This window comes from Desulfitobacterium metallireducens DSM 15288, assembly GCF_000231405.2.
Lineage (GTDB): Bacteria > Bacillota > Desulfitobacteriia > Desulfitobacteriales > Desulfitobacteriaceae > Desulfitobacterium_A > Desulfitobacterium_A metallireducens.
In genome coordinates this window covers 619,523-645,210 of the sequence record NZ_CP007032.1, presented here as the reverse complement: position 1 = coordinate 645,210, position 25,688 = coordinate 619,523, and the positions used below count along the sequence as shown (strand labels likewise).

General features: G+C 41.9%; 24 protein-coding genes. 11 read left to right on the top strand and 13 right to left on the bottom strand.

Annotation, left to right across the window (positions count from 1 at the left end; translation table 11 throughout):
- Positions 1–46 precede the first annotated feature (46 nt).
- The 3 genes from DESME_RS03095 to DESME_RS03085 form a co-directional block, all read right to left on the bottom strand.
- Positions 47–1,444: a GntP family permease gene (locus DESME_RS03095; RefSeq protein WP_006715323.1), complete on the bottom strand. Its 1,398-nt coding sequence runs from the start codon at positions 1,442–1,444 to the stop codon at positions 47–49.
- A 15-nt stretch (positions 1,445–1,459) separates the two neighbouring features.
- Positions 1,460–3,022, bottom strand: a complete 1,563-nt coding sequence (locus DESME_RS03090) for an acyl CoA:acetate/3-ketoacid CoA transferase (RefSeq protein WP_006715324.1) — start codon at positions 3,020–3,022, stop codon at positions 1,460–1,462.
- A gap of 317 nt (positions 3,023–3,339) precedes the next feature.
- A complete protein-coding gene (locus DESME_RS03085) occupies positions 3,340–4,746 on the bottom strand; it encodes a sigma-54 interaction domain-containing protein (protein ID WP_006715326.1) in 1,407 nt (468 codons plus the stop codon).
- Between the two features lie 263 nt (positions 4,747–5,009).
- On the opposite strand from DESME_RS03085, the gene DESME_RS03080 reads away from it, so the two are divergent.
- From DESME_RS03080 to DESME_RS03060, 5 genes are all read left to right on the top strand, one after another.
- Positions 5,010–6,149: an aldo/keto reductase gene (locus tag DESME_RS03080; RefSeq protein ID WP_006715327.1), complete on the top strand. Its 1,140-nt coding sequence runs from the start codon at positions 5,010–5,012 to the stop codon at positions 6,147–6,149.
- 216 nt (positions 6,150–6,365) lie between these two features.
- Positions 6,366–6,512: an alpha/beta-type small acid-soluble spore protein gene (locus tag DESME_RS03075; RefSeq protein ID WP_006715328.1), complete on the top strand. Its 147-nt coding sequence runs from the start codon at positions 6,366–6,368 to the stop codon at positions 6,510–6,512.
- A 106-nt stretch (positions 6,513–6,618) separates the two neighbouring features.
- Complete coding sequence (locus DESME_RS03070) at positions 6,619–6,765, top strand: small, acid-soluble spore protein, alpha/beta type (RefSeq protein ID WP_006715329.1); 147 nt, start codon at positions 6,619–6,621, stop codon at positions 6,763–6,765.
- Positions 6,766–6,973: 208 nt separating this feature from the next.
- On the top strand, positions 6,974–8,227 hold the full coding sequence (locus tag DESME_RS03065) for a Y-family DNA polymerase (RefSeq protein ID WP_006715330.1): 1,254 nt from the start codon (positions 6,974–6,976) through the stop codon (positions 8,225–8,227).
- A gap of 44 nt (positions 8,228–8,271) precedes the next feature.
- Entirely contained in the window at positions 8,272–8,532 is a 261-nt protein-coding gene (locus DESME_RS03060) for a hypothetical protein (protein ID WP_006715331.1), read from the top strand.
- A gap of 12 nt (positions 8,533–8,544) precedes the next feature.
- Here the strand turns inward: DESME_RS03060 and DESME_RS03055 are convergent, their stop codons facing one another.
- The 7 genes from DESME_RS03055 to DESME_RS03025 form a co-directional block, all read right to left on the bottom strand.
- A complete protein-coding gene (locus tag DESME_RS03055; protein WP_006715332.1) occupies positions 8,545–8,949 on the bottom strand; it encodes a hemerythrin domain-containing protein in 405 nt (134 codons plus the stop codon).
- A 244-nt stretch (positions 8,950–9,193) separates the two neighbouring features.
- Positions 9,194–10,144, bottom strand: a complete 951-nt coding sequence (locus DESME_RS03050; protein ID WP_006715333.1) for a bile acid:sodium symporter family protein — start codon at positions 10,142–10,144, stop codon at positions 9,194–9,196.
- A 133-nt stretch (positions 10,145–10,277) separates the two neighbouring features.
- A complete protein-coding gene (locus tag DESME_RS03045; protein ID WP_006715334.1) occupies positions 10,278–11,510 on the bottom strand; it encodes an NAD(P)-dependent malic enzyme in 1,233 nt (410 codons plus the stop codon).
- A 32-nt stretch (positions 11,511–11,542) separates the two neighbouring features.
- Complete coding sequence (locus DESME_RS03040) at positions 11,543–12,874, bottom strand: 2-hydroxycarboxylate transporter family protein (RefSeq protein ID WP_006715335.1); 1,332 nt, start codon at positions 12,872–12,874, stop codon at positions 11,543–11,545.
- Positions 12,875–12,986: 112 nt separating this feature from the next.
- The gene (locus DESME_RS03035; protein ID WP_006715336.1) at positions 12,987–13,709 is read right to left on the bottom strand and encodes a response regulator; all 723 of its coding nucleotides are present in this window, start codon (positions 13,707–13,709) and stop codon (positions 12,987–12,989) included.
- Positions 13,702–15,306: a DcuS/MalK family sensor histidine kinase gene (gene dcuS / locus DESME_RS03030; protein WP_006715337.1), complete on the bottom strand. Its 1,605-nt coding sequence runs from the start codon at positions 15,304–15,306 to the stop codon at positions 13,702–13,704. The genes DESME_RS03035 and dcuS overlap by 8 nt, the downstream gene beginning before the upstream one ends.
- Before the next feature lie 154 nt (positions 15,307–15,460).
- Positions 15,461–16,027 (bottom strand): cache domain-containing protein, encoded by a 567-nt coding sequence (locus DESME_RS03025; protein WP_006715338.1) that lies wholly within the window; start codon positions 16,025–16,027, stop codon positions 15,461–15,463.
- A 184-nt stretch (positions 16,028–16,211) separates the two neighbouring features.
- Here DESME_RS03025 and DESME_RS03020 point away from each other — a divergent pair, with 184 nt between their 5' ends.
- From DESME_RS03020 to DESME_RS02995, 6 genes are all read left to right on the top strand, one after another.
- Complete coding sequence (locus DESME_RS03020) at positions 16,212–17,138, top strand: DUF2935 domain-containing protein (RefSeq protein ID WP_006715339.1); 927 nt, start codon at positions 16,212–16,214, stop codon at positions 17,136–17,138.
- 269 nt (positions 17,139–17,407) lie between these two features.
- Entirely contained in the window at positions 17,408–18,655 is a 1,248-nt protein-coding gene (gene ilvA / locus DESME_RS03015; protein WP_006715340.1) for a threonine ammonia-lyase IlvA, read from the top strand.
- A gap of 230 nt (positions 18,656–18,885) precedes the next feature.
- Complete coding sequence (locus DESME_RS03010) at positions 18,886–19,233, top strand: PadR family transcriptional regulator (RefSeq protein WP_006715341.1); 348 nt, start codon at positions 18,886–18,888, stop codon at positions 19,231–19,233.
- Between the two features lie 39 nt (positions 19,234–19,272).
- Positions 19,273–20,460 carry an MFS transporter gene (locus DESME_RS03005; protein ID WP_006715342.1) on the top strand — a complete coding sequence of 396 codons (1,188 nt, stop codon included), beginning with the start codon at positions 19,273–19,275 and terminating at the stop codon, positions 20,458–20,460.
- A 36-nt stretch (positions 20,461–20,496) separates the two neighbouring features.
- Complete coding sequence (locus DESME_RS03000) at positions 20,497–21,072, top strand: class I SAM-dependent methyltransferase (protein ID WP_006715343.1); 576 nt, start codon at positions 20,497–20,499, stop codon at positions 21,070–21,072.
- Positions 21,073–21,401: 329 nt separating this feature from the next.
- Positions 21,402–22,685 carry an IS110 family RNA-guided transposase gene (locus DESME_RS02995; protein ID WP_006715219.1) on the top strand — a complete coding sequence of 428 codons (1,284 nt, stop codon included), beginning with the start codon at positions 21,402–21,404 and terminating at the stop codon, positions 22,683–22,685.
- Positions 22,686–23,317: 632 nt separating this feature from the next.
- Here the strand turns inward: DESME_RS02995 and DESME_RS02990 are convergent.
- From DESME_RS02990 to DESME_RS02980, 3 genes are all read right to left on the bottom strand, one after another.
- The gene (locus DESME_RS02990; RefSeq protein WP_006715344.1) at positions 23,318–23,917 is read right to left on the bottom strand and encodes an HD domain-containing protein; all 600 of its coding nucleotides are present in this window, start codon (positions 23,915–23,917) and stop codon (positions 23,318–23,320) included.
- 245 nt (positions 23,918–24,162) lie between these two features.
- Complete coding sequence (locus DESME_RS02985) at positions 24,163–24,648, bottom strand: GNAT family N-acetyltransferase (protein ID WP_006715345.1); 486 nt, start codon at positions 24,646–24,648, stop codon at positions 24,163–24,165.
- A gap of 248 nt (positions 24,649–24,896) precedes the next feature.
- Positions 24,897–25,505: an SGNH/GDSL hydrolase family protein gene (locus tag DESME_RS02980; protein WP_006715346.1), complete on the bottom strand. Its 609-nt coding sequence runs from the start codon at positions 25,503–25,505 to the stop codon at positions 24,897–24,899.
- Positions 25,506–25,688 lie beyond the last annotated feature (183 nt).

Here is a 25,688-nt window from a genome sequence, read left to right as displayed (position 1 = left end):
ATTGCCTCCTCAGTTTTTCTATTGCTGTAAAGATATAATTATTTCATTAGACAAAGTGGAAGATCGAAGACAAGCCAATTAGAATAAGTGGAGTGACTATTTTCATCAAGGTCAAGGCGAAGATATCTTTATAAGCTTGCTTGTGCGTCATACCTGTGATGGCGAGTAACGTAATAACTGCACCATTATGAGGGAGTGTATCCATACCGCCAGAAGACATAGAAGCAATTCGGTGTAATAGTTCGGGGCTTAAGCCAATTTTTTGAGCCATAGAAAGATAGTCTTTGCCAAACGCATCAAGTGCGATGCTCATACCCCCAGAAGCAGAACCGGTTACACCAGCCAAAACATTAACCGTCACCGCTTCAGATAGAAGCGGGCTACCACCGCCACGAATATTCATTAGGGCATGGGCAATTGACTGGAACCCAGGAAGAGATTTGATGACGTTTCCGAAACCGACTTCGGAGCCCGTATTCATGACAGCGAGTAAGGAACCGATAGCACCTGCGTTAATCGCTTTTGCCACATTTCCTTTCATTTTCTTGGGATTGATAATGAAGGCAAGCAGAATACCAACGACCAAACCAATCATAAGTGCCCAGTTATTCATCGTTCCAACGATACCCGCTTTATCCATTTTGTAAGGAGCCTGAACCGCCCAGTCCACAATATTCCAATGAGGGAATACGGCCTTTTGAAGAATCAAGGTCATGACTAATACCGAAATCAGGGGAATCGTAGCCAAGAATGGATTTGGTAAGGTACTGTCATCGATCAGTTCGGGTTCTTGAGAGGAATGAATACCATAACCTTCTCCAGAAGCCTGAGCTTTACGTCTCCGCCATTCAAGATAGAGCATACCTGAGCCGAAGATCATGAGCGTACCGAGGATACCGGTAACCGGAGCAGCATAAAGATCTGTATTAAAAAATTTCATAGGAATCGAGTTCTGAATCTGGGGAGTTCCTGGAAGTGCATCCATCGTGAACGTAAAAGCACCAAGGGCGATGGTTGCAGGGATTAAGCGTTTAGGAATATCTGCTTCTTTAAAAATGTTTGCTGCAAATGGATAGACTGCAAAAGCCACAACAAAGAGGCTCACACCACCATAAGTTAGGATGGCACAGGAGAGAACAACGGACAGAATTGCTCGTTTAGTACCCAGCTTCTTGACGATAGCTTTGGCAATCGAAGCCGCTGCACCCGATTCCTCCATGGCTTTACCAAATACCGCTCCCAAGAGGAAAAATGGGAAATACACTTTAACATAGTTAGCAAGGTTCGGTAAGAAAACTTCAGTGTACGTGGGTAGCAGGGACAACCCGGATAAGACCGCGGCTAATAAAGCAAATACCGGTGCGAAGAAAATAACAGAGTAACCTTTATACGCCATAAACATGAGAAGACCGAGGCCTAGTAAAATTCCAATAACACCTAACATGGCAATCCCCCTAACTTATTTGGCTGCTTGAGGCACGTTAATATTCATCGGTCCATTTTGAAAGATCCGCAGATCCATTGTCTTAAGGTTTGAAGAGATCAAGGGTGTAAATTCTAAGTGAGCGAGCACATCGTTTTCTAGATCAATCCCTGGGGCAATTTCTGTGAGCATCACCCCTTGAGAAGTAAGTTCGAATACAGCACGCTCCGTAATGTAGAGGACTGGCTGATTGACACTCTGAGCATATTCTCCCGAGAAGGTAATTTGCTCTACGCTGTCAATCAATTTATTGATTTTCCCATCCTGAAGAATTTCAAGCTGTCCGTTGTTCACTTGAGTTTTCAAGCCACCTGCGGTCATTGTGCCACAGAAGACAACCTTCTTTGCATTTTGGGTGATATTGATGAAACCGCCGCAACCCGCAATTTTAGGTCCAAATTTACTGACGTTGATGTTTCCTTTCTTGTCCATCTGAGCAAGTCCGAGAAAAGCAATGTCTAATCCTCCACCATCATAAAAATCGAACTGATAAGGTTGATCGAGCAGGGCTTCGACGTTTGTAGAGGCTCCAAAATTTGCTCCGCCTGCAGGAATTCCACCTATTCCACCTGCTTCAACGGTCAACGTCATTAGATTGCCAATGCCTTCTTCATTTGCGATCATGGCAATTCCTTCAGGCATTCCAATTCCAAGGTTAACCGCGGCATTAGGAACAAGTTCCATCGCAGCTCTTCGCGCAATTATCTTACGCTCATCCAGTGACATCGCTTCCAGTTGTCCTACCGGAATCCGAGCTTCACCGGAATATGCTGGGTTATAGAGTTCGCCACCCGTTTGCCATTGCTCACCAGAAGGAGCTACTACGATATAGTCCACAAGAATACCAGGGACTTTTACGAGTTTAGGATTCAACGAACCCGCTGAAACGATTCGTTCGACTTGGGCGATAACAATTCCGCCAAAGCGTTTCGCTGCTTGCGCCATTGAAAAAATTTCGAGTGAAACAGCCTCTTTTTCAATACTTAAGTTTCCGCGTTCATCGGCAGACGTTGCTCGAATAATTGCGACATCCACATTAAACCCTTTAAAGAACAGGCACTCTTGCCCTAGAAGCTCAATGACCTCTACCAGGTCTTCCTGAGTTTTAGTATTAAGTTTTCCACCTTCAACTCGGGGATCCACAAAGGTTTTTAGTCCTACTCGAGTGACTGTACCTGGTTTACCCGCCGCCATATCTCGTGTTAACTGGGCCAAGGTTCCTTGAGGAAAGTTATACGCTTCAATTTTGTTCTCAACAGCAAGTTTCACCACCCGAGGGGCTAAATTGTAATGTCCTCCAATAACCCGCTTAATAAGTCCTTCGTGCCCGAAATGTCCTACCCCCTTGGTTTTTCCATCTCCTACTCCTGCACAATGAAAGAGGGTTAGTTCTCGAGGATGTCCTTCACTTAAAAATTGGTTTTCAAGTTCTGAGGTAATGACTTCCGCATGTCCTGAGCCAGCAAATCCTGTGATGCCAACGCATACTCCATTCGGTATCATTTTTACCGCCTCAGCTGCAGTAACTACCTTTGCCACGTCTATTCCTCCTTTTCGACAAGTTTTTTTGATTTTCGACTTATATAAAAGCAAGTCCCGTGCCAAATCGTCTCTATGCTAATACTTTTTTTCACATTTTTTAATAAAATCTTTAGACTCCTTACCACGCAAGGTTTCTCAGGTTTAGAGAGAGGTCAAACTTTTCTCACTGCTTCGCCAAACAAGAACGAATTTTATCGTATAAGCCAAAAAGATTTGTAGCATATCACTACAAATCTTTTTGGTAAAGCTCTCACATTCACAATATGAGCCCATTGATTGTCCTCTGTTCTATTTCATTACACTGTCCTATTTCGCTACTTCTTACTCGCTAAGTTTTCCAGTCCATATTGTTCGATTTTACGATAGAGCCGTGTCCGAGGAATCCCCAGGATTCGAGCTGCCTCAGTTTTACTGTGATGAGCAATAAACAACGCTTTCTTAATGAGATCAAGCTCCACTTCTTCAAGCGCTCGGTCTAACGTACACGTACTATCCTGATGCTTTGGTTTCCCAATTAAATAAATATTTGCAGGCAAATCCTTCACGGACACCTCTTCTGAATCCACACTAACCAGCAAACGTTCAACCAAGGCACTTAGTTCACGGATATTGCCTGGCCAAGAATAATTGCATAATGCCTCAATTGCCTCCGGAGCAAACCGTTTAACTATTTCAGCATGATTACAGTATTCTGTGACAAAGTGCTGAATCAAAAGTAAAATGTCCTCGGCATGCTCCCTAAGTGCCGGTAATTGAAGGGCTAACACATTAAGTCGATAATAAAGATCCTCGCGGAACGTCCCGTCTTTAACCATCTGCTCTAGGTTGCGGTGAGTTGCAGCAATAATCCGAACATCCACTTTCTCAGCTTCCCGACCTCCGACTCGCTCAACCTCACGTTCCTGTAAAACTCTAAGGATTTTTACCTGCATCATCAGAGGCATATCTCCAATCTCATCCAAAAACAAAGTCCCACCATTGGCGAGTTGAAACTTTCCGAGCTTTCCACCTTTTTTTGCGCCAGTAAAAGCTCCCTCCTCGTAACCAAACAGTTCACTTTCCAATAAATTTTCTGGAATTGCCCCGCAATTAATACTCACAAACGCATTGTCCGCTCGATCACTCTCCTGATGAATGGCATGGGCCCAGAGTTCCTTCCCTGAGCCGCTTTCCCCGATAATTAAAATGTTTGCTTTACTATGGGCCAATCGTTTTGCCAACTCTTTAGTCCGTTTGATAATAGCGCTTTGCCCCATGATCTGGTCAAAAGAATATTTAGCCTTAAATATACTACGAATTTCATTTTGATATTCCGAGAGTTTGTGGTGGAGGACTTGATTGACTTGAGCTAATTGCTTTAAATCCTCCATCGAATCGAACACTACAATACCAAGACATCCTTCAACCTTCCCTTCCTCATTGAAAAGAGGGATCCGATGAACAATGGATTTGAGACCGTTTCCATAAACATGCTGCTTGGAAATCTCCGGTTTACCCGTAGCCAGGACGATCGGAATCCGAGTATTAGGTACCACATCGTCAACCTTCCGTCCTATAACTTGTGACTTATCCAATTTGAGAAACTGCGAATAACGATCATTAAGCATCAAAACATAGCCTTCTGCATCGGTGATAACCACGGAAATAGGAATATCTCCAAAAATAGCATCAAGAAGGTTGATGGTTTCTTCGCATAACGTCATATTCAAACACTTACTCATGTGGACCCCTTCTTTCCTAAAAAGAGTGTTTAATCTAAAAAGTCGCTCTAATGACAAAAGCACCTAAAAAGGCGCTTCATGATACGTGTATCTTTAATTTAGTATATCCATTTCTACAAAAAAAGAAAGAGTATACTATCACATGTATACTCTAATTAAACATGTACTTTATTCCATATATGACTTTTCCTGATTGATCTTGCTCTCACCCTTCTTCACCGCCTATACTATAAGGAGACTGAACTAGAAAGGAAATGACACTGATGCTCTATCGCAAATTTGGCAAATTAGATTTTGAAGCCTCTATACTAGGCTTTGGCTGTATGCGTCTTCCCATATTCGATGGGGATGCAGGCAAGATCAACGAAGATGAAGCAATTCGCATGATTCGTTATGCGATTGATCAAGGCATTAATTACATAGACACCGCCTATTTCTACCATAAAGGGCAAAGTGAATTTCTTGTAGGCAAAGCTCTTCAAGAGGGGTATCGTGAAAAAGTGAAGCTCGCCACAAAACTTCCGATTGGGCGCGCCGAAAGTTATGAAGATTTTGACCGTCTGCTTAACGAACAACTGAGTAAACTCTCTACCGACCATATCGATTTTTATCTTCTCCATGGGCTTGATCGCGAATCCTGGGATAAATCGCGCAAATTAGGTGTTTTGCGCTTTTTAGACCAAGCTTTAGCCGATGGTCGAATTCGTTATGCTGGTTTCTCCTTCCATGATGACTACTCCGTATTCCAAGAAATCGTTGATGCTTATTCTTGGACTTTCTGCCAAATTCAATATAACTACATGGACTCTGCCTATCAAGCAGGGACAGCTGGATTGAAGTATGCTGCTGCAAAAGGACTCGCCATCATTATCATGGAGCCCATTAAAGGCGGTAAACTTGCTAAAATCCCGCCTGATGTTATTCAAGAACTCTGGGATCGCTCTCCCATCAACCGCACACCTGCTGAATGGGCTTTGCGCTGGGTCTGGAATCACCCCGAAGTCACCATTGTTTTAAGTGGAATGAGCACTCTGGATCAGGTTCAAGAAAATCTCAACACCGCTTCACAATCTTTGCCCGGCTCCTTAATCTCTGAAGAATTAGCTCTTATTCAAAAGGTAAAAGAAAGATATCGTTCTCTCACAAAAGTCGACTGCACCGCTTGTGGCTATTGCCAGCCCTGCCCTTCGGGAGTAGATATTCCTAGTAATTTTACAGTATATAATGATGCTTATATCTATGATGATCTCGCTACTTCGCGTCGGTCATATCAACAGTTTTTTAAAGAAGAAGAACGTGCCTCTGCGTGTATCGAGTGTGGTAACTGTGAAGAAGCCTGCCCGCAGCATCTTAAAATTCGAGATTACTTGAAAGCGGTTCATCACACTTTAGGAGCCATATAACTCAATTTTTAATGAGTTACCCCTTCGTCCATTTATCTTTGTTAACAAATACTTATCCATTTCGCTTCCTAAAACTTTCCAGTATATCTATGCTCAAAAAGGACAAATTAGTATTACTGATTCGCGAATCAATGCCTCAGAATTCAAATGCTCTCTCACAATCGAAAAGTTTCAGAACAGTTTCGAACTTTACGAGAACATAAGGAGGTTACGATCATGGCGAAATACAATTTACCAGTGGACAAAAACACAATTGCAAGCGAACTCGGTGTTCAATTAGGTGGAGACAAAACCGCTCGTCAAAACGGCTCTGTTGGTGGCGAAATGGTTCGTCGAACCTTTGAAAGCTTTGGCAAACACTAATCTCTTCATATATTCGCGAATCAATGCCTCAGAATCAAATGTCTCTCACAATCGAAAAGGTCTCAGAACAGTTTCGAACTAACGAGAACATAAGGAGGTTACATTCATGGCGAAATACAATTTACCAGTGGACAAAAACACAATTGCAGGTGAACTCGGTGTTCAATTAGGCGGGGACAAGACTGCTCGCCAAAACGGATCCGTTGGTGGCGAAATGGTTCGTCGAACCTTTGAAAGCTTTGGCAAACGTTAAACTCCTCTCCTTAAATTAGGTTATCCATAAATTACAAGGCTACCCAAGACGTACAAATGTACTTCCTGGGTAGCCTTCTTCATTCTCTAATCATTTTTTATTTCGAACACACATTTAAATTAATTCAAGATTGATAAAGAACATATATTCGCATATAATATATTGTATAGAACGAACGAATTACAACTTCCAAACGGTGGTGAAGGAAATGGGTCAGAGAATCATTTTTCATATTGATGTAAATTCCGCTTATCTTTCCTGGGAGGCTGTGTATCGTTTACAGCATGGCAACCCTGTTGATTTACGCGAGATTCCCTCCGTTGTCGGTGGGGATCCGACCACACGGCATGGAATCGTCCTCACTAAATCCATTCCTGCTAAAAAATTTAAGATTCAAACAGGAGAAACGCTCTATTCTGCCCTTTCCAAATATCCAGAACTGGTGATCGCCAAGCCCAATTATCTGCTCTATCGTCAATGCAGTCAAGCCCTCGGTAATATTTTAAAAGAATACTCTCCCTTAATTCAGCAATTCTCTATTGACGAGTATTTTCTCGATTTCACTCAAATGAAAAACCTGTTTGGGGATCCTGTCAAAACGGCTTATCGTATCAAAAATAGAATCAAAGAGGAGTTAGGATTCACCGTAAATATTGGGATCTCAACCAACAAACTTCTGGCAAAAATGGCCTCCGAATTTGAAAAACCAGATAAAGTCCATACCCTCTTTCCGCAGGAGATTCCTACCAAGATGTGGCCCCTGCCTATTGAAGAACTTTTCATGGTGGGCAGGGCAACCACGCGCAAACTTCGCAGCCGAGGAATCCAAACGATCGGCGACCTTGCTCATTGTGATGTTCGTCTGTTGCTGCCCAGCCTAAAAAGCTTCGGTAGGCTCGTTTGGAATTATGCCAATGGAATTGAGAATTCACCCATTAAGCCCGGAGGTCGAATTAATATCAAAGGAATGGGAAATTCCACAACAATGTCTTTTGATGTTGACGACCGTCAAAAAGCCCATCTTGTGCTTCTTTCCCTCGTGGAAACGGTTTCAGCCCGTTTAAGACAAGATCATAGTCAGTCCTGCCTTATTGCCATTTCCTTTCGGACTAACGAATTTCTCTCTTACTCTCATCAGCGTAAATTGAGCCATACCACCGACTGTACGAATGAAATCTGGGAAATCGCCTGCCAACTTTTTGATGAACTATGGCAAGGTCAGCCCTTACGCCACATGGGAGTTCGGGTTTCTGACTTATGTCAAGATGATTTCGTTCAGCTATCGCTATTTGAAAAAGATTATACGAAACTTAGAAAACTTGACCAAGCCGTTGATTCCATTCGTTCTCGTTTCGGTTCCCAGTCAATCATCCGTTCTTCCTACCTCCATTCTGGACTTCACTCCATGACAGGAGGGGTTATCGAAGAGGAGGATTATCCGATGATGTCCAGCATTCTATGAAGAAAACTCGCTTCATTCTTCTTGATTAATGGAGGTGTTAGCCCATGAAAATTCTTATGCAGCCTGTTGAGATGGTTGCGCGTTTTTCCTCAGACGGTAATCTGCGACCCGTCAAATATCAAATTGCATCTGAAGGAGAACCTATGGTCATTCGGGTGGATCAAATTCTTTTTAAAACTGAAGAAAAGCTCGCCGGAAATCGCATGCTTCTCTTTCGCTGTCAAAGCGAGATTAATGGTTTTGCTAAGATCTTTGAATTAAAATACGAACTCAATACATGTAAATGGTTTTTATATAAAATGTAGTTTCTTTCTATATTATACAAGTGGATATAAATTCCGGTCTTCTTTATCTAAACGATTTTTCAGGGCGTCAATTATCGTCTTGGATTCAGCTACGAACTTTTGAGGATCAGCCTTAATCTTCGAAGCGAGCATATATGTACGTTTATACTCCATAAAATCAGCTGCCAAATACCCCATTTCCCGATTGAGTTGCTCAGCAATCTTTCGGATATTTTCAGTGGTTGAGCGACCTAGAGTTGGATAAATATATTCATCCTCTGATTTTAAATGGAGAACTAATGTTCCCGAAAGTTGGCTGATTTTTAAAGATAATTCAAAAGCCTGTCCAGTGACATCACCTGCGCCAATCCCTAGTTCGATTTCACTGACAAGTTGGCGAATTGTTGTATGTTGATTTTTTAATAAATCAGTATTCATAATAAATTCTCCCTTCTTTTTAAACAAGCATACCTTATTAAAAAAAGAAAAGCCGTGATTCATATCACGGTACTCATGTTATCTATCCGCGTTTTTATTCATCCTGAAGAAAGTCTCATATATCTAAAGCCTAGTTACAGGTACATTCTAATTAAAGGATTTGGACTCCATATGGAATAGATACACAGGTGAATTTAGAGTACAGGTCGCTGAAGAGATATTAAAAGGCGAATTAAGCCCTTTCTTATTTTGAATTTTGATCCGCAAAAAGCTGGGTAACAATCGCCGCAATCGGGTGCTGGTAGAGAAGCGTCAAAATAATAGGAAAGGCGACAGCTGGAGGGAAATAAGCAATAGCTAAGACCGAACCAAAACTTGTATTACGCATTCCAACATTAAAAATCATCGCGGATACAACCTGTTGATTACGATCTTTCAGACAATAGCTTCCTAAAAAACCGATGAAATAATTAAGGGAGACTAATCCTAAAACGATGATCATCATTTTAAAAGCAGCGAAATCCCAGTGAATTTGCGGAAGGACAAGCGCTGAATTGATGACAATAACGATAAAGGTCGCAAGCTTTGAGGTCACTCCCCCCACCGAATGAGAAAAGTTCTCTAAACGCCCTTTGGTCAACTCATTAACCATCATTCCAAGAACACTCGGGATTGTAACCATCAATAAAAGTCTCAACACCATATTTCCATAGTCAATAGCAATGCTTGTTCCGAGCACACTCTTAAAAAAAACAGGCATCAAGACAGGAATAAGCAGCGTATCCAAAGTTACCGTAACCAAGGCAAGGGCAATATCTCCTTTGGCGATAGTGGTCCACATAATCGAGGTGACCGCTATCGGGATCGCCGAACCTATCATGAGGCCCACTCGCATATAAAAGTTATCAGGGTACATCCAAATCCCTACTCCCCAAGCAATCAATGGTGCAATACCATGAATTAAAAACAAGATCCATAGTGGGATTAGGGGCTTCTTTAAAATATCAAAAAAATCTTTAAAGGTTGTCTGCAAAGCGCTAATGAAGGTCATATAAGCAAACAGGCCTGTTGCTAAGGCACTAAGAAAGGGCGAATTTTCCAAAGCAACATTGAACCCTAGCATAATTGCCATCAATACCACAAAAAACATATTTTTATTGAGCCATTGGTTAGCCTTAAGCAAAAAAGCGTTCATCTTCTTGTTCTCCCTAGTAGATTATGTCTATATTTATTGTACTTTAACTCTTTCGAAATTTGAAGTTACATAAAAAACCGGGGTAAAACCCCGGTAAAGTGAAGGAAGGCGGAAAATGAAAAGATTTCCATCCTTATTGATTAAGCTGGTAATACTTGCGTAGGTTTTCCGCAACCTCCTGCGGATCTACAGTTTGGGTAGCCACTCCCGAATCCATGGCTGCTTGAGCAACAGCCGCCGCTACAGCTGGTCCAACTCTTAAATCAAAGGCTTTCGGAAGAACATACTCAGGATTCAATTCCTCAGAAGTAACGATATTCGCAATAGCATAAGCCGCTGCCACTTTCATCTCTTCCGTGATCGCTTTAGCTCCTGAATCAATCGCTCCACGGAAAATTCCTGGGAAAGCTAAAACATTGTTGACCTGATTGGGATAGTCGGAACGTCCTGTACCTACGACAACGGCTCCAGCAGCTTTAGCCTCGTCAGGTGAGATCTCTGGAACTGGGTTTGCTTGGGCAAATACGATTGGATCCTTAGCCATCGACTGAACCATTTCAGGAGTTACAGCCCCAGCGACAGATACCCCAACAAAGATATCCGCTCCTTTTAAGGCATCGGCAAGCGTTCCTTTAAGAAGCTCACGATTCGTGCTCTTCGCAATCTCCTCTTTATACGTGTTCATTCCTTCGGTACGTCCTTCATAAATCGTACCTTTCGTATCACACATGATCACATTCTGAAGGCCTGCGCTCATCAGGATCTTCACAATAGCCATCCCAGCTGCACCTGCTCCGTTAACAACAATCTTAACTTCGCTCAATTCCTTGTTGACAACTTTTAAAGCATTAATCAGCCCTGCCATCGTGATGACCGCGGTTCCATGTTGATCATCATGGAATACCGGGCCATCATAAATTTTCTTTAATTGTTCTTCAATATAGAAGCATTCTGGAGCTTTGATATCCTCTAAGTTAATCCCGCCAAAGGTAGGCTCAAGTAATTTAACGAGTTCGACCACTTTGTCACTATCTTGTGTGTCTACACAGATGGGGAAAGCGTCAACCGCTCCGAACGTTTTGAAAAGAATCCCCTTTCCTTCCATGACAGGCATAGCCGCCCGTGCTCCAATATTGCCTAGGCCCAGAACCGCCGAACCTGTCGAAACTACTGCAATGAGATTTTGCCGATTCGTATATCGGTTAACCAAACTGGGATCTTGGGCAATCTCTCTGCACGGTTCAGCTACTCCTGGAGAATAAGCTAAACTTAAGTCTTCTCCATTGCGAACAGGGACTTTACTCACGACGGCGATTTTTCCTTTATTGTCTTCATGCAGTTTCAGTGCATCATCTCTTAGGGTCATTATTCAAGACCATCCTTTCATAAAATCTTGATTTAGTTACCAAACATCCGCATTAAGATTGTGGCAATAACGATCATAGAAGCGCCACCGATCCGGGTGGAAATTTGGGCAAAGGGCATAAGTTCAATGCGATTAGCGGAAGAGAGAATAGCAACGTCCCCTGTTCCACCTAACCCACTGTGGCAAGCTGTGACCAAAGCGGATTCAACCGGATACATATTCATGAATTTCCCTACGAAGAAACCAGAGGTCACCATGGCTAGAACCGTGCAAATAACGATAACGATATAAGCTGGGCTGATCAATTTGACAACATCACTTAAAGGTGTATATAGAACTCCAATACCGACCATAAGTGGGAACGTTAAGTTGTTAGATACAAATTTGTACCAATGATAAGCACCTTGCTCCATCTTGGGTGGCATAACTTTGAGAGCTTTAACAATCGCTGCTGCGAAGATCATTAGAATTGCACCTGGGATGGCAATGGCCATATTGGCTAGGCTTCCGAAAATATAGAAGCTTACAGCAAGTAGCAGTCCTGCTCCCATGAGGGGAAACTCGATGGGTTTATCAATGGTGGTACTTTCTTTAAGCAATTCGGCATCGTCGCCGCCTTTAACGAGTAATCCATTGCCTGTCAAATGTTGTTTCTTTTCGCCCAACCGTTTTAAGAAACCGGCAGTAACAATAGCGACAACGTTCCCAAGTACAGCTGCTGTAGTGAGCTGAGGAATCAGGGTTGCTTGATCGGCTCTAAGAATTTCCGAATAAGCCAATGAAAGGGGGAGAACGCCTTCGCCAATTCCGCCTCCGATAATCGGAACTACAATGTAAAAGAACGTGTGTTTAATACTGAATCCAAAGAGTGTTCCCACCAAGGAACCCACGACAATCGATGCGATCGTTCCCACAATCAAAGGAACAAACATCTTTAGAAAACCTTGAATCAAAACTTTTCGATTCATTCCGAGAATACTCCCCACAACCAAAGATGAGATATACAAGTAGAGGAAGTTATCCGTTTTCATAATTGCGGTAATTGATTTCAAGGAAGCTGGATTTAATAAATTAAGAAAAACGAGAATAGATGGAACAAAAATTGCGAGAATGGCTGGGCCCCCAATGTTCCTTAGAATCGGAATTCTGCCCCCGACTTCACCAAGAAACATACCCATAATCATAATCATTGCAAATCCGCCGACCATATCTGCAGGAAGCTTTTCGTAAAAAGAAGCGGCAAAAATCACTGCAGCTAGGATTGCGTAGAGAGGTAATGGAATTGTTCCAATTTTAATGTTGCCAAGCGCGGACCAAAAACCTGAAACATTCGGTGAATTATTTACGGTTTCTACTGTAGCCATATAGGCACCTCCTAAATCTATCTTGTGCCTATATTACAATTTTTCAGAAATTTCTTAAATATTATGAAACTATCTAAATTGTTTTGTAACTAAAGTAAGTGATCACGATATTTTACCGTGCAGCTTCGAGATAGATATGGATAGCCTTACGTTTGGATGAAATATAGCGATGTTTATAAACAGGCCGTCCCACAGAACCATAAAGGACTTCCGTTTTTAATATTCCGATTTGGCCCAAAAAACTGAGGTACTTACGCATAGAAACCCGCGAAATCCCCACGCGCTGGGCAATCTCTTCTGTTGAAAAAGCCTCATTGTCTGTCCTTTGGATATGTTCCCAGACTAGCTTTAGCGTATCACGTGTAAGCCCCTTGGGTAACTCTCCCGGTTTGCCGGGAGCATCCTTATGGAAAATCTGCTTATCAAGATCGACTTGACTCAGTTTCTCTTGATCATCTTGCATCAACATAGCTCGCTTTCGATAAGTCGTTAATGCTTCGCTAAAACGCTCGAACTCGAAGGGTTTAATCAGATAATCGACTGCCCCATATTGTAAGGCCTTCTTGATACTGTAACTATCCGATGCCGCTGAGACAACGATGACATCCACCCCTTTTCCCTTTTTACGAATCTTGGAGAGAAGTTCTAAGCCACTGAGTCTGGGCATGTAGATATCCAGCAAAATTAAGTCAATATCCTCTCTTTTTAGGATCTCTATCGCTTCATCTGCTGAAGCCGCAATCCCCTGCAGTGCAAATCCTTCCACTTGTTCGAGATAGCGCTTATTAAACTCAGCAACCATCGGATCATCTTCAATAATTAAGACGTTAATCATATTGATTGTCCTCCATAATTTCATACGGCAGATACAGTCTAAATATTGTCCCTCGGCCTTCTTGTGAATAGATTTCCATTTGCCCATTTCTTTCTTCCAAACACCGCTTAACGAGAAAAAGTCCATAACCCCGATTATTCGCCTTCGTAGAATACCCCTTATTAAACATCTGCTCTTTTATTTCCTCGGGAATGCCTGGTCCGTGATCCGAAACTTCGATTACGAGTTCCCCTTCGTCATACGCCAGGTTTAACAGGACCTGTTTATTTTCAGAGTTCATAACTGCGTCTAATGCATTATCGACAAGATTGCCTATGATCGCAACTAAGTCATGAATGATTTCCAAGTCTGCGGGCTGAGGCAAAAAGCACTCCTCCACCAGTTCTAATTCACACCCCATTTCTCGGGCATAGCTCAATTTTCCAAGAATAAATCCAGCGAGAACAGGTTCCTTAATATTGCGGACAATCGATCCTACATCAGTCTGATAACGATCCGCGATCTGGTTTACATAGGCTGCAAGTTGATCATAATTCTTGACATGGACCAAACCTAAAATAACATGAAGTTTGTTCATAAATTCATGGGTTTGGGCTCTTAATGCCTCAGCATAGACTTTAACCCCGGAAAGCTCATCGGCGAGCTGCTTTATTTCAGTCTTATCTCGGAACGTCGAAATCGCACCGACTATTTTACCATTGACCTTTAAGGGCACGGTATTCGAGAGCAGCGTAATTCCTCGAAGATCATATTCAGAATCCAACGCCGGTTGACCCGCTTCTAACACCGTTTTTATCTGGGGGACATATTCCGTAATGTCAATACTGACCACATCACTAATCCCGGCCTGATTGAACAATCGAACAGCTTCAGCATTTATGAGAGTCACACTCCCGGTCGAGTCCACTGCAAGAATTCCCTCTCTTACCGACTCGAGCATTGCATTTCGTTCTTGAAGAAGTTTAGCAATCTCTGCTGGTTCCAAGCCAAACATAATCTTTTTAACTTTACGGGCCAGTAGAATTGCGCCAAAGATTCCAGCCAAAAGTCCAAGGCCAATTCCTTGATAAATTTTTGCGCGACTTTGGGCAACAGTTTCCTGTACCGTATTGAGTAAAACACCGACTGCAACCGCACCCACCTGTTTGCCATCCGGGGCAAATACGGGAGTAAATGCACGCAAAGACATTCCCAAAGTCCCTTCAGCCGTAGATATATGTTCCTTACCTTGAAGTACAGGTCCCTCATCCCCTCCGACAAAGGGCTGCCCAACCTTAGTAATATCCGGATGAGATTTGCGAATTCCTTTCATATCCAAGACGACAATAAAATTAACTTCAGACGAATTCGCGACTTCATTTGCATAAGACTGAATCTCCTTTTCATCGCGTTGCCCATCTAGTCCTTCAATAACGACCGATGAATGCGCAACGATCCGAGCGATGGTCACCGCCTTATCTTCAATGTCTTTTTCTGTAGTATTCGAAACGTCCTGACTTATTAAAACATCGGTTACCAATAACGATAAAACAACAACGACAGAAATGAGCATGAGAATGGTTTTTTCAAGGGTTAGTTTCGGTTTTCGAATCTTCATGATGAGTCCTCCACCCTTTGCATATTTCCCAGCCCAGGACTATTTCCCTTCGAAATTCCGACCTTTATGTCGAAAAAGACCTCTGGGTACATCAATTATACTGTACCCAGAGGTCTCTTTACTATCCTAATCTTTTCTTTAGATCGTCCGCTTCCTATTGCGGTACGGATACGGTCAAAACCGCAACTGTTTTATCCCCAGTCTTGAAAGGGACGTAAACCTTTAAGTAACCGCTACTGTTCGTACTGGTCACTTTTCCGCTCTTCGCCACCTCACCCACTGTCGCAGGTGTCGGGTAACCTTCTAGGACTCGTTCTGTTCCTTGTTTGACACTTGTTGAGATTCTTTTTTCTCCCACGAAAATGGATACACCCATCGTTTCTGGGAAAACTTGTTCAAGTCCATCGACGATCTTGTAGTTTCCATTTTCCGTATAACTGCCTTTGCTTAAAGTCGTCCCTTCAACCTTCCAATCTCCGGGGTAATTTTGTGTAAGGTAGTCGTTAATTTTCTTCTCCACGTCTGCTTGGCTTGTCGTACTTCCCGCTTGGGCTGGTGTTTCTGAAGGATGAACTTGGGATAGATCACCTGTGCCTAACGAATTTTGAGAAGCTTGGGGTGCAGGAATATTATCCTTATTTGCTGTGGTATTTCCACAGCCCACCAGAGAAAGACTGATCATTAATACTGTCGCGACCATTACGGTCTTCTTATGAAGCATTATTTATTCCTCCCATTGATGTAATTGTACTCATTTTTAAATGAATCGGCTTCTTCTTATGAGTAATGTTCGACATTTGTAAATTATTTCCTTCCTTTTTTGAGAAGTATCTTGATTTTGATTCGCAAATTTCCATTCATGCATATACTATTACGCCCATGATAAGGAGAGGGAGGTTTTATTCATGTTGACCAGCGAAGTTTATATTCAACAATCACTTGAACTCAACTTATTCTTTATGCGTATCCTCAAAGAGCATGCTTTTTTCATGGAATCCGCGTTTGGCGTCAAGGATCAAGCCCTTGCCCAACAAGCCGAGGTACTCAAAAATGAATTCCAAACCCTGCTCGCGGAAACCCTCTGTTTAGCTGATGGGCTGATCAGCCCTGAAGTCCTATCTTCTGGTGAATTAGTCACCCAGATGACTTTGGATTCTGAGCGTGCTTCAACTTACTATTCTGGAATTCTCCTGGATAATGATCTCACGCGTCAAGAATTATCCTTGGGAAGTTCACCCAATCCCCTAAACCCCTCCTTAGTTGATCAAATCTCCTCTCTCAACCAACGGGCTATCAGCGCCACTACAGTCATAATCAACTATAAATCCCAACTTCTTCAAAATGTCTTAGCCTGCCGAACCTTTACCTTTAATTATCCTTTGCTGATTGAGCATATCCTGCGTGAGGCCCGTTTTTACCTTAAGATGTTAACCACACTTCAAAATGGACAGGTTGCAGATCTAAAACGCGATATCATCGAACAAGAAGTCTTCTGGAATCGCCAAATGGCCGAGCATGCCTATTTCATACGTAGCCTCTTAGATCCTACAGAAGAAGAACTCTTTGAAACAGCCCATCGTTTTGGCAAACAGTTTGATGAACTTTACAAGCAGGCCAAGACCATGACGGAACAAACCACGATTTTGCCCAAGCTGAGTCAACAAACACGCCAAGCCACGATTGGCATAAGAGATTTCAAGGTCGCGGGCACCGAAGGATTAATTCACTGTAAGATTAAGGCTATCATGGTACCCCTTCTCGGGGATCACGTTGTCCGTGAAGCGAATCATTATCTTCGAATTCTCAATACCTTTATGAGTCGTTTACATTAACAGTCATCATATAAACGGGACTCAAGGGTAACAAAAAGAGAGCATACTGAAACTTTTTTGTCTCAATATACTCTCTTTCCTCTTATGGTTCTGTACTAGATTAGTTTGCATAATATGATCGTTTCTATATATTTCGGTTGACTATCCGAAAAAGTACGAGTATCATTTTAGTAATAACTTAAAGCAAACGGCCTTGAGGGCTTTTTACTATATAAAGGTTTACATAAAGGTTTACTTTCTATAAAGAAAGAGAAAGGGGTTTAGAAACGATGAGTCAACTCAATCTAGAAGAGATCATTAAAGCGGGACAGGTACTCAAAGGAGTCATTAATAAAACCCCTTTACTAAGAAACGATATTCTCTCGGAAAGATATGATTGTAATGTCTTCTTGAAACGAGAGGATCTTCAAACCGTCCGTTCATTCAAGATCAGAGGCGCTTATAATTGCATGAAAAGCACCCCTCATGACAGACTGAGTAAAGGGGTTGTCTGTGCTAGTGCAGGAAATCATGCCCAAGGCGTTGCCTTTTCCTGCAAAGCTCTTGGTATTCCTGGAAAGATCTATATGCCCTCAACTACGCCAAAACAAAAAGTTTCTGCTGTTCAACGTTTTGGGGGAGATGCCATCGAAATTATTCTTACCGGGGATACCTTTGATGATTCCTCAAATGAAGCGCAAGCCCGTTGCAAAAAAGACGGCCTCTATTTTGTTCACCCCTTTGATGATCCATATGTAATCGCCGGACAAGGTACGGTCGCCATGGAAATTCTTAATGATATGGAAAACCCGGTTGATTTTGTTTTGGGAGGTATCGGCGGAGGTGGCTTAATGTCCGGTGTAGGCACTTATTTCAAAAACCTCAGCCCTTCGACCCAAGTCATCGGTGTGGAAGCCCAAGGTGGATGTTCAATGCATGAAGCACTGAAACAGAATCAAGTCATTACTTTAGACAAAGTCGATACTTTCGTTGATGGTACTGCGGTTAAACGAGTCGGCGATCTCCCCTTTGAAATCTGTAAGGAAGTCATAGATGACATCGTCGTTGTCAGCGAAGGAAAAGTAAGTACGACGATTTTAGAAATGTATAATGAGATTGCAATTGTTGCGGAACCTGCAGGTGCTCTTTCCGTAGCCGCTTTAGATGCGTATCGTGATAAAATCAAAGGAAAAAATGTGGTCTGCATTATTAGTGGTGGCAATAATGATATTGAGAGAACCCCTGAAATCAAAGAGCGTTCCCTCTTGGATCAAGGTCTCAAACATTACTTCCTCATCAACTTACCTCAACGTCCTGGCGCATTGAAGGAAATTGTCGTCGATGTTCTCGGACCTCAAGATGACATCACCCGCTTCGAATATACCAAAACCAATAATAAAGAAAAGGGACCAATCCTCCTGGGAATCGAACTTAATCGTAAAGAGGATTACCCACCTTTAATTAAGAAAATGAAACAAAAAGGAATTCAATATACAATTATCAATGAAGATCCAGCACTCTATGATTTACTTATTTGATTTACATTTACTTATTTTTATTTTATCGAAAGGGGTTGTCCTTAAAAGGACAACCCCTTCTTTTCTAAATAAAACATTTATATTTTACTTGACATCTTAATATTTTTAAGGTATTTTATCCCATAGTACTGTTATTTACAGTACTATGTTTTTTGCAGTATTATGTAACTAACAGCACCTTGTTGTTTATATGTTATGTTACGTTAAGTTAAGGAGAGGAGGTTTAATTGATGCAAAAAAAGCATGGTCGGCATACGCCCGCATTTTTACTTCTTCTATTAGCTGATGCACCTGCTTATGGAGCTTTGCTTCTAACCCGATTACAAACGGAGTTCCCCCATTGTTTTTCTGACAGTGCTGACGTTTATCGTAGCTTGCAAGAACTAGAGAAGAGCGGTTTAGTCATAACAAGCTGGGAAACAAAAGAAACGGGGCAACCCCGAAAATGGTATACCATTACACCCAAAGGAAGGCAAGCGCTTAAGGAACAAGCTGAAGACATTCGCCTGCGCCATGCCAATTTTGAGTTTTTCCTATCCCACTATAAGAACTTGAGTAACGATCCAAATAGAGAATAAAAATAGGATCGCCGTTTATGTTGAGAGGAGATTATCGAGATGAGTGAACAATCCCAAATTAAATATTCCAAAATTGGCGTACTTTCTTTAGCTCATATGTTAAATGACTTATATAGTAATTACTTGCCCCAATTGGTTCCATTTCTCATTATCCTTAGCCCCAATTTCACAGTAACACGGGCAGCTATTTTAGTTTCCGCTTTTACCATTACTTCTTCAATGGTTCAACCTTTCTTTGGTTACTATTTAGACCGTCAAGGCAAACGCTGGCTTGTATATGTGGGTACACTGTGGATGGCTATTATGCTGAGCTTAACAGGGATCGTCCAGAACTATGTTGTCCTTGTAATCCTGGCTGCCCTTGCTGGACTTGGCACAGCCGCCTTCCATCCCCAAGCCTCGACGATGGTCAACGTTTTGAGTGGGGATCGCAAAGCAGTCCTCCTTTCTGGCTTTATCGCTTTTGGTAATTTCGGGTTCGCCTTAAGTCCACTGCTCTTAGTTCCCTTATTTCAAACGTATGGCTTACACGCTACTCTTGTAACCGTCATCCCTGGTATTTTGGTTGCTATTTTGCTACTCTTCTTCGCCCCACGTAACAACGTTTTAAAAGGAAATTCTGTACCTCTATCCGAAGTATTGAGCTCTCTAAAATCGTCTTCCCGGGAACTTTTAGCCATTATTGGAGTTATTGCGGTTCGTTCTCTGGCCTATACCTCCATGCTGACTCTGCTCCCCCTCTATTTAAAATCTCAAAACTTATCCAATATCGCAGCAAGTCACCTTGTCACCATTATGCTCGCTACCGGAGCAATCGGCGGGGTTATCGGTGGCTTCATTTCTGATTATTACGGACGTAAACGTCTTATTGTTGGTTCTCTCCTTCTTTCCACTCCGTTATTCTTCGGTTTTCTCTTGACCGAAGGTACATTAAGTACGATTTTTCTAGCTTTGGCTGGAGCCGCCTTACTGTCTAGCTTCTCCGTCACCATTGTCGCTGCCCAAGAAGCCATTCCGAATAATAAAGCACTGGCTTCCGGACTAACCATGGGATTTGCCGGTGGCTTAGGAGGCCTTGCTGTTATTGTCATTGGACGGATCGGAGATATTTGGGGTCTTACCTCTGCCATTACAATTACATTTATTCTTCCGCTCGTGGCTGGCGTTATTGCTCTGTTTATGAAAAGCCATCCTGCAGCACGTTCCGAACGTTTAGCAGCCCGCTAATCCATAAGCAAATTAAATTTGTAGGAGGAATGACTAATGGCCCAAAATCATCATTCTTTTCACCATAATCATGAGCAAAGAGCCAAAATGTTCCCTGCAGAAAAGATCTATTCTCGCTTTGGTTTAAAATCGAATCAGATTTTAGCCGATTTAGGCTGCGACTCGGGTTATTTTTCTCTCAAAGCAGCTGAAGTTGTGGGACCACAAGGAAAAATAAAAGCCGTCGATCTCTCGCAAGAACGGCTTCAAGTCTTGCAGCAGACCGCTCAAGAACAATGTAAAGCAGAGCAAATTGAGACATTTCTCGCTCAGGGCGAAAGCATTCCTCTTCCCGATGAAGATGTCGACATTGCCCTCATTGCCAATGTTCTCCATGAATTACATGATCCCGTAGCCTACCTGCGGGATACTCAGCGAATTCTTCGATCGAACGGAGAAATCTGGATCATTGAGTGGCAAAAGAAAGAAATGCCCATGGGACCCCTGCTTGCTGAGCGCCGTTCCCTTGAAGAATGGGTACTTGTCTTAGAACAAGCGGGTTTTGAGGATATCTGGACTCAACTCTTTAATACAACCCATATTCTTATCAAGGCCAAAGGAGTCAAGCAGTAACGTATTGAGAAAACCAAAAGTGAAAACCGAAAATATCATGGATTTTAGCAAAAAAACAGCGGACTTTTACTAGTCTGCTGTTTTGCTTTATTCCGCTTATTTCAAGGGGCCGTCTAAAAAATAGCATGAAATTAGGAATTGCCAATAAAGTTTACAATTGGAATGATCTACTATATCTTAAGTATACTCTAAATAGAATTAGTCGCATTTGTAGCATTCCTGTAACAAGAAAAAATGAGCTTTGAAAAAAAGATGACCTCACGTTAAGCTTTGAGAGGACACACTGTTGGCCAACAGAATCCAATCAAAAAATACCGGAGGTCATCCAGATGAATTTTACACAAAACGAGAAACTAAATCAACTTTCAGAAAGTAGTATTGTCATTGGAGTGGACATCGCAAGCGAACTTCATTATGCCAGAGCTTTCGACTGGCGAGGAGTAGAGCTAGGGAAAGTATTCAAGTTTGCAAACACTGCAGAAGGATTCAAAGACTGCTACGCATGGATTGAACGGCTAAAAAGGCAGACACATAAGGACTCCATAATAGTAGGCGCAGAGCCAACCGGCCATTACTGGTTCAATCTAGCATCATATTTTAAAGAGCAAAGCATTAAGCTAGTCCTGGTCAATCCATTTCACGTAAAACGTAGTAAAGAACTGGATGACAATCATCCGAGCAAAACGGATGCCAAGGATCCTAAAACAATCGCTAAGCTGGTGATCGAGGGCAGATTCAATGAGCCTTACATTCCGGAAGGGATCTATGCGGAATTGCGAATAGCTACGGCTTGCAGAATGCGCATACAAAAGGATATGAATAGCATAAAAAATCGCATCCAGCGGTGGCTAAAAATATACTTTCCCGAGCATGAAACGGTGTTTGCTAAATTTGATGCCACAAGTAGCATGCTGGTGCTGCAAGAAGCCCCTCTACCCAGCGATATTGAAAAACTTGGAGCAGAAGGAATAAACCAAATTTGGAGGGACAACAAACTGAGGGCAGTGGGTATGAAAAGGGCTAAGAGCCTGTATGAAGCTGCTCAAAAGAGCATTGGTTGCACCGAAGGAGAGTTTTGTTCCCGAATGGAAATCAAGCTATTACTCCAAGACTATCATAATAAAACAGCACAATATCAAGCGATCACAGAGGTCATTGATGGTTTGTGCAGTCAAATACCAGAAGTAGCAAAGCTACTTGAAATTAAAGGTGTGGGACTGGTTTCAGTAGCTGGTTTTATCTCTGAGGTTGGAGACATTAGACGCTTTAATTCTCCGAAGCAGATTCAAAAACTTGCCGGATTGGCCTTGCGAGAAAGCAGCTCAGGCAAGCACAAAGGACAGACCACGATCAGCAAACGGGGGCGAGCGCGACTGAGGGCAATTCTATTTCAAGCGGTGATGCCACTAGTCTCTAACAACACAGAGTTTGCAGAGATACATAAGTATTACACGACAAGAAACAAGAATCCTCTCAAAAAGAAACAATCGCTAATCGCCTTAAGCTGTAAACTGATTCGGGTATTCTATGCAATATTAACGAAAGGCATAGACTACGACCCGCAAAAGCTAATTAAAGACATCCATCGTCCCGTTGAGTATTTAGCAGCGTAACAGAAAGTGCAAATAAGCAGTTCTGTTGGTAGGCGTCACCACAGAATGTACCCAAATCATAGTAATCTAACAAGATAAAAGAGCTGGTAGTCAGTCAACATATTATCCATTAGAGCAAAGACTCGGTTTTGTAGCATTACTGACACCCAATCATGGATAGGTGGAACGAAGGAATTTAGGGCAGATGTGTTAATCTTGACCCTGTTAGACATGGGAGGTTTACCACCGTGAGTATAGTGGGTTTACAACGGCCAACATATTAAAAATAGCAGACGTTGGCTTTGCCATACTCAGTTTCTCTGAATTATGCATTCTATGCGAATTTTATCCGTGATGAGCTTTTTAGGTAAGTTAGGAATTCTATGAAAACAAGAGAAAATCAAAGTAAATCCCAAGATATTATAGGGAGGATAACGCGAAGTTCATTAATAGAGCTTAACGAACCAATTCATTAAGAGTTATTTGTAAGTTAAGTCTCATAAAAGACGTTAAGTAAAGAGAGCTGCCATTCACTTAACGGCAGCTCTTTAATATTTTTTATAACGTTTTGGGTGTTCCCGTAGCGTCATTCTACATTCATATTGACAAAGTTACGGGAACACCTTGTTATGTAAAGTCGCGCGCCCCCAGATTCAGAGACCGACAGGACGTCGGGCCCTTAATTCTTTTTCTTTATCACCTAACTTTTTTATGGTATCTTGCCTTACTACTTCTCGTAAGCCTTCCAACAAGGCAATACCTCTTACTTCCTCATTTGCATATGTTTTATTTAATTCGAATTCTAATGGTATCCATGTTTCAATCGGAGATTCGTTATGCTGAATCACCGCTTCTAATTTATCAAGTGCTTTGAATAATCTAGCTTCCTTACTCTGTTGTTCTTTCATTTCAATAAATAACTTATCTAGTTCAGAACGCAAATCATTATCAAGCATACTGATTATTTGATTTACTGCAGCCTCTTCTTTTCTGGTATCTTCTTCATTTTTACAAAAACTTGGTATATCACTTGTGATTGCTTCACCCAAATCATGAAACAAACACATTTTCATAACTTTGTCCATATCATATTGATCTTGTAATTGGTCTTTTATCAACCAAGAAAAAATGCAAAGTCTCCAACTATGTTCTGCTACACTCTCTTGCCGCATCGTAGATGTCCAAGAATGGCGTAATTCACATTTCAATTTCTCAGCTATATTTAAAAATCTAATTATATCTTTTGAATTCATGTATTATCTAGTACCCTTCTTATAAAATAAAATTGCCTATAAAGTTTGCCATAATCGAACCTTCCGCCCCGTGGACGGGGCGGCCTTGCGCTCGATTTTATATAACGTCTTGCGTATTGCCGATGCGACCTAACCACATGCATCTTTTCTAAGTGTCGGCAATACGCTGTTTATAAGAAGCCGCGGAAAAGACCAACATGCAAACACTTAACCATTACACTGTTGCCAACTTAAATTAGAAACAATTAGCCCTTTACTAATAACTGATAACATAGCAAAGGCAACATCAGTCCTTGTATTGCGGTCGAAGGAAGTTTTCCTATTCTCTTGGCTCCCATTCTTAAATAAAATCCTTCCGCATATGGATCGCTCTTGATCAACATGTACTCGAACCCGAGGCCTTTGGAGATTTCAGCCGCATGTAACCATAACCTTTTTCCATATCCACATCCTATTACTTTCGGATCCATGAATAGCCAATACAAGTTAGCTTCAGGAACCTTTCCACGTAGTTCATAGAAACCCACAATATCCCCATCTGCCTCAATTACAAAAACCAAATTATTAGTAATATTGTCTGAGAATATTGTTAAGTCATTTCGGCACTGCTCCATAAAAGACAAGTCATAGCCCCAGTGAGCTTTGGAGCGAAATGCAATTTCCGTGAGCAAAACAGCCTCCTCTGGTAAAGCACGCCTAATGTTTGAGATTGATGGTGCTACTAAATCCAAAACTGATCCTCCCACAAAACCTGCATAATTAATAAATAAAAAGACTTAGCGGTTTCTTATAACGTCCCGCAGGTTCCCGCTGCGCCTTAACCGCATTCATCTATTCTAAGTGGCGGGAACCGGCTATTATACGAAGCCGTACGCCCCGCGAAGCCAGAGGCCGCCATGGACGGCGGCCCCTTCCCTTGTACCTCCATCAAACCTTAAGTACTTAAATTAGATCTTAAAAGTTAATATAGAAAGAATAATCATCGGTTGCAAAGTAAGTGTCCTGCAATGAATGCCCCCTGTAGTGCCCGTACTGATTCTTTAAAATGTACGTGATCAGAATAAATATCATCTCCTAAACTATTTGTAAATGTATAAAGGTCAACACATGATATTTGGTACTTGCCCATTATATTCTCTGCTATGCTATTATAGAGAATTACATCCTCGTTATACCGTAAAAAGCCTTCATTTCTACGATTATGTATAACATCCAGTACAGGTGTAGTTGTAATCCACATTACTCGCTCAGACATCTTTAAAGCAAGGTCTGATATTAGATTTAATTTTTTCTCATATTCCCATTTCTTGACTTGAATCTGTTTTGTAACCCTGTCTATTCTTATATCATGTAGGCCGCAATTCAAAAGCAAGATGTTGTACGTTGTTCCCTTGTTATATTCGTCTCTTAAATATTCGAGGACCATCTTAGAATCACCGGCATTAGCACCAACAGGTTTATCCAAATCTCCATCAACTATTTCACTTGTCCGGCCGAAATTATATTTACTTTTTATCATTTCCTTTAAAAATGGGCCATAGTGTATTGAAACGCTATCGCCAATGACAAATACTGTCTTCCGCTCCACGATATAAAAGACCCCTCTTTAATCTTCCTTCGACAGCAATATAAACCTGACACAAACGACTACACGCCTTGCTCAAAAAAATCCGCGCATGGACGCGCGGTCTTCGCGTACGGTTTCGTATAACGTTCTGGGTATTCACGAAGCGTCATACTACTTTCATCTTGACAAGTTTCGTGAATGCCG

Excerpts from the sequence above, each read along its gene's own strand:
- DESME_RS03055 (WP_006715332.1), bottom strand. The coding sequence starts at position 8,949 with ATGAATACTGATTTATTAAAAAATCAACATACAACAATTCGCCAACTT.
- DESME_RS03000 (WP_006715343.1), top strand. The coding sequence starts at position 20,497 with ATGGCCCAAAATCATCATTCTTTTCACCATAATCATGAGCAAAGAGCC.
- DESME_RS03050 (WP_006715333.1), bottom strand. The coding sequence starts at position 10,144 with ATGAACGCTTTTTTGCTTAAGGCTAACCAATGGCTCAATAAAAATATG.
- DESME_RS03010 (WP_006715341.1), top strand. The coding sequence starts at position 18,886 with ATGCAAAAAAAGCATGGTCGGCATACGCCCGCATTTTTACTTCTTCTA.
- DESME_RS03035 (WP_006715336.1), bottom strand. The coding sequence starts at position 13,709 with ATGATTAACGTCTTAATTATTGAAGATGATCCGATGGTTGCTGAGTTT.
- DESME_RS03080 (WP_006715327.1), top strand. The coding sequence starts at position 5,010 with ATGCTCTATCGCAAATTTGGCAAATTAGATTTTGAAGCCTCTATACTA.
- DESME_RS03005 (WP_006715342.1), top strand. The coding sequence starts at position 19,273 with ATGAGTGAACAATCCCAAATTAAATATTCCAAAATTGGCGTACTTTCT.
- DESME_RS03060 (WP_006715331.1), top strand. The coding sequence starts at position 8,272 with ATGAAAATTCTTATGCAGCCTGTTGAGATGGTTGCGCGTTTTTCCTCA.
- ilvA (WP_006715340.1), top strand. The coding sequence starts at position 17,408 with ATGAGTCAACTCAATCTAGAAGAGATCATTAAAGCGGGACAGGTACTC.
- dcuS (WP_006715337.1), bottom strand. The coding sequence starts at position 15,306 with ATGAAGATTCGAAAACCGAAACTAACCCTTGAAAAAACCATTCTCATG.
- DESME_RS03070 (WP_006715329.1), top strand. The coding sequence starts at position 6,619 with ATGGCGAAATACAATTTACCAGTGGACAAAAACACAATTGCAGGTGAA.
- DESME_RS03040 (WP_006715335.1), bottom strand. The coding sequence starts at position 12,874 with ATGGCTACAGTAGAAACCGTAAATAATTCACCGAATGTTTCAGGTTTT.
- DESME_RS03085 (WP_006715326.1), bottom strand. The coding sequence starts at position 4,746 with ATGAGTAAGTGTTTGAATATGACGTTATGCGAAGAAACCATCAACCTT.
- DESME_RS03045 (WP_006715334.1), bottom strand. The coding sequence starts at position 11,510 with ATGACCCTAAGAGATGATGCACTGAAACTGCATGAAGACAATAAAGGA.
- DESME_RS03075 (WP_006715328.1), top strand. The coding sequence starts at position 6,366 with ATGGCGAAATACAATTTACCAGTGGACAAAAACACAATTGCAAGCGAA.
- DESME_RS02990 (WP_006715344.1), bottom strand. The coding sequence starts at position 23,917 with ATGAATTCAAAAGATATAATTAGATTTTTAAATATAGCTGAGAAATTG.
- DESME_RS03025 (WP_006715338.1), bottom strand. The coding sequence starts at position 16,027 with ATGCTTCATAAGAAGACCGTAATGGTCGCGACAGTATTAATGATCAGT.
- DESME_RS02995 (WP_006715219.1), top strand. The coding sequence starts at position 21,402 with ATGAATTTTACACAAAACGAGAAACTAAATCAACTTTCAGAAAGTAGT.
- DESME_RS03065 (WP_006715330.1), top strand. The coding sequence starts at position 6,974 with ATGGGTCAGAGAATCATTTTTCATATTGATGTAAATTCCGCTTATCTT.
- DESME_RS03095 (WP_006715323.1), bottom strand. The coding sequence starts at position 1,444 with ATGTTAGGTGTTATTGGAATTTTACTAGGCCTCGGTCTTCTCATGTTT.
- DESME_RS03020 (WP_006715339.1), top strand. The coding sequence starts at position 16,212 with ATGTTGACCAGCGAAGTTTATATTCAACAATCACTTGAACTCAACTTA.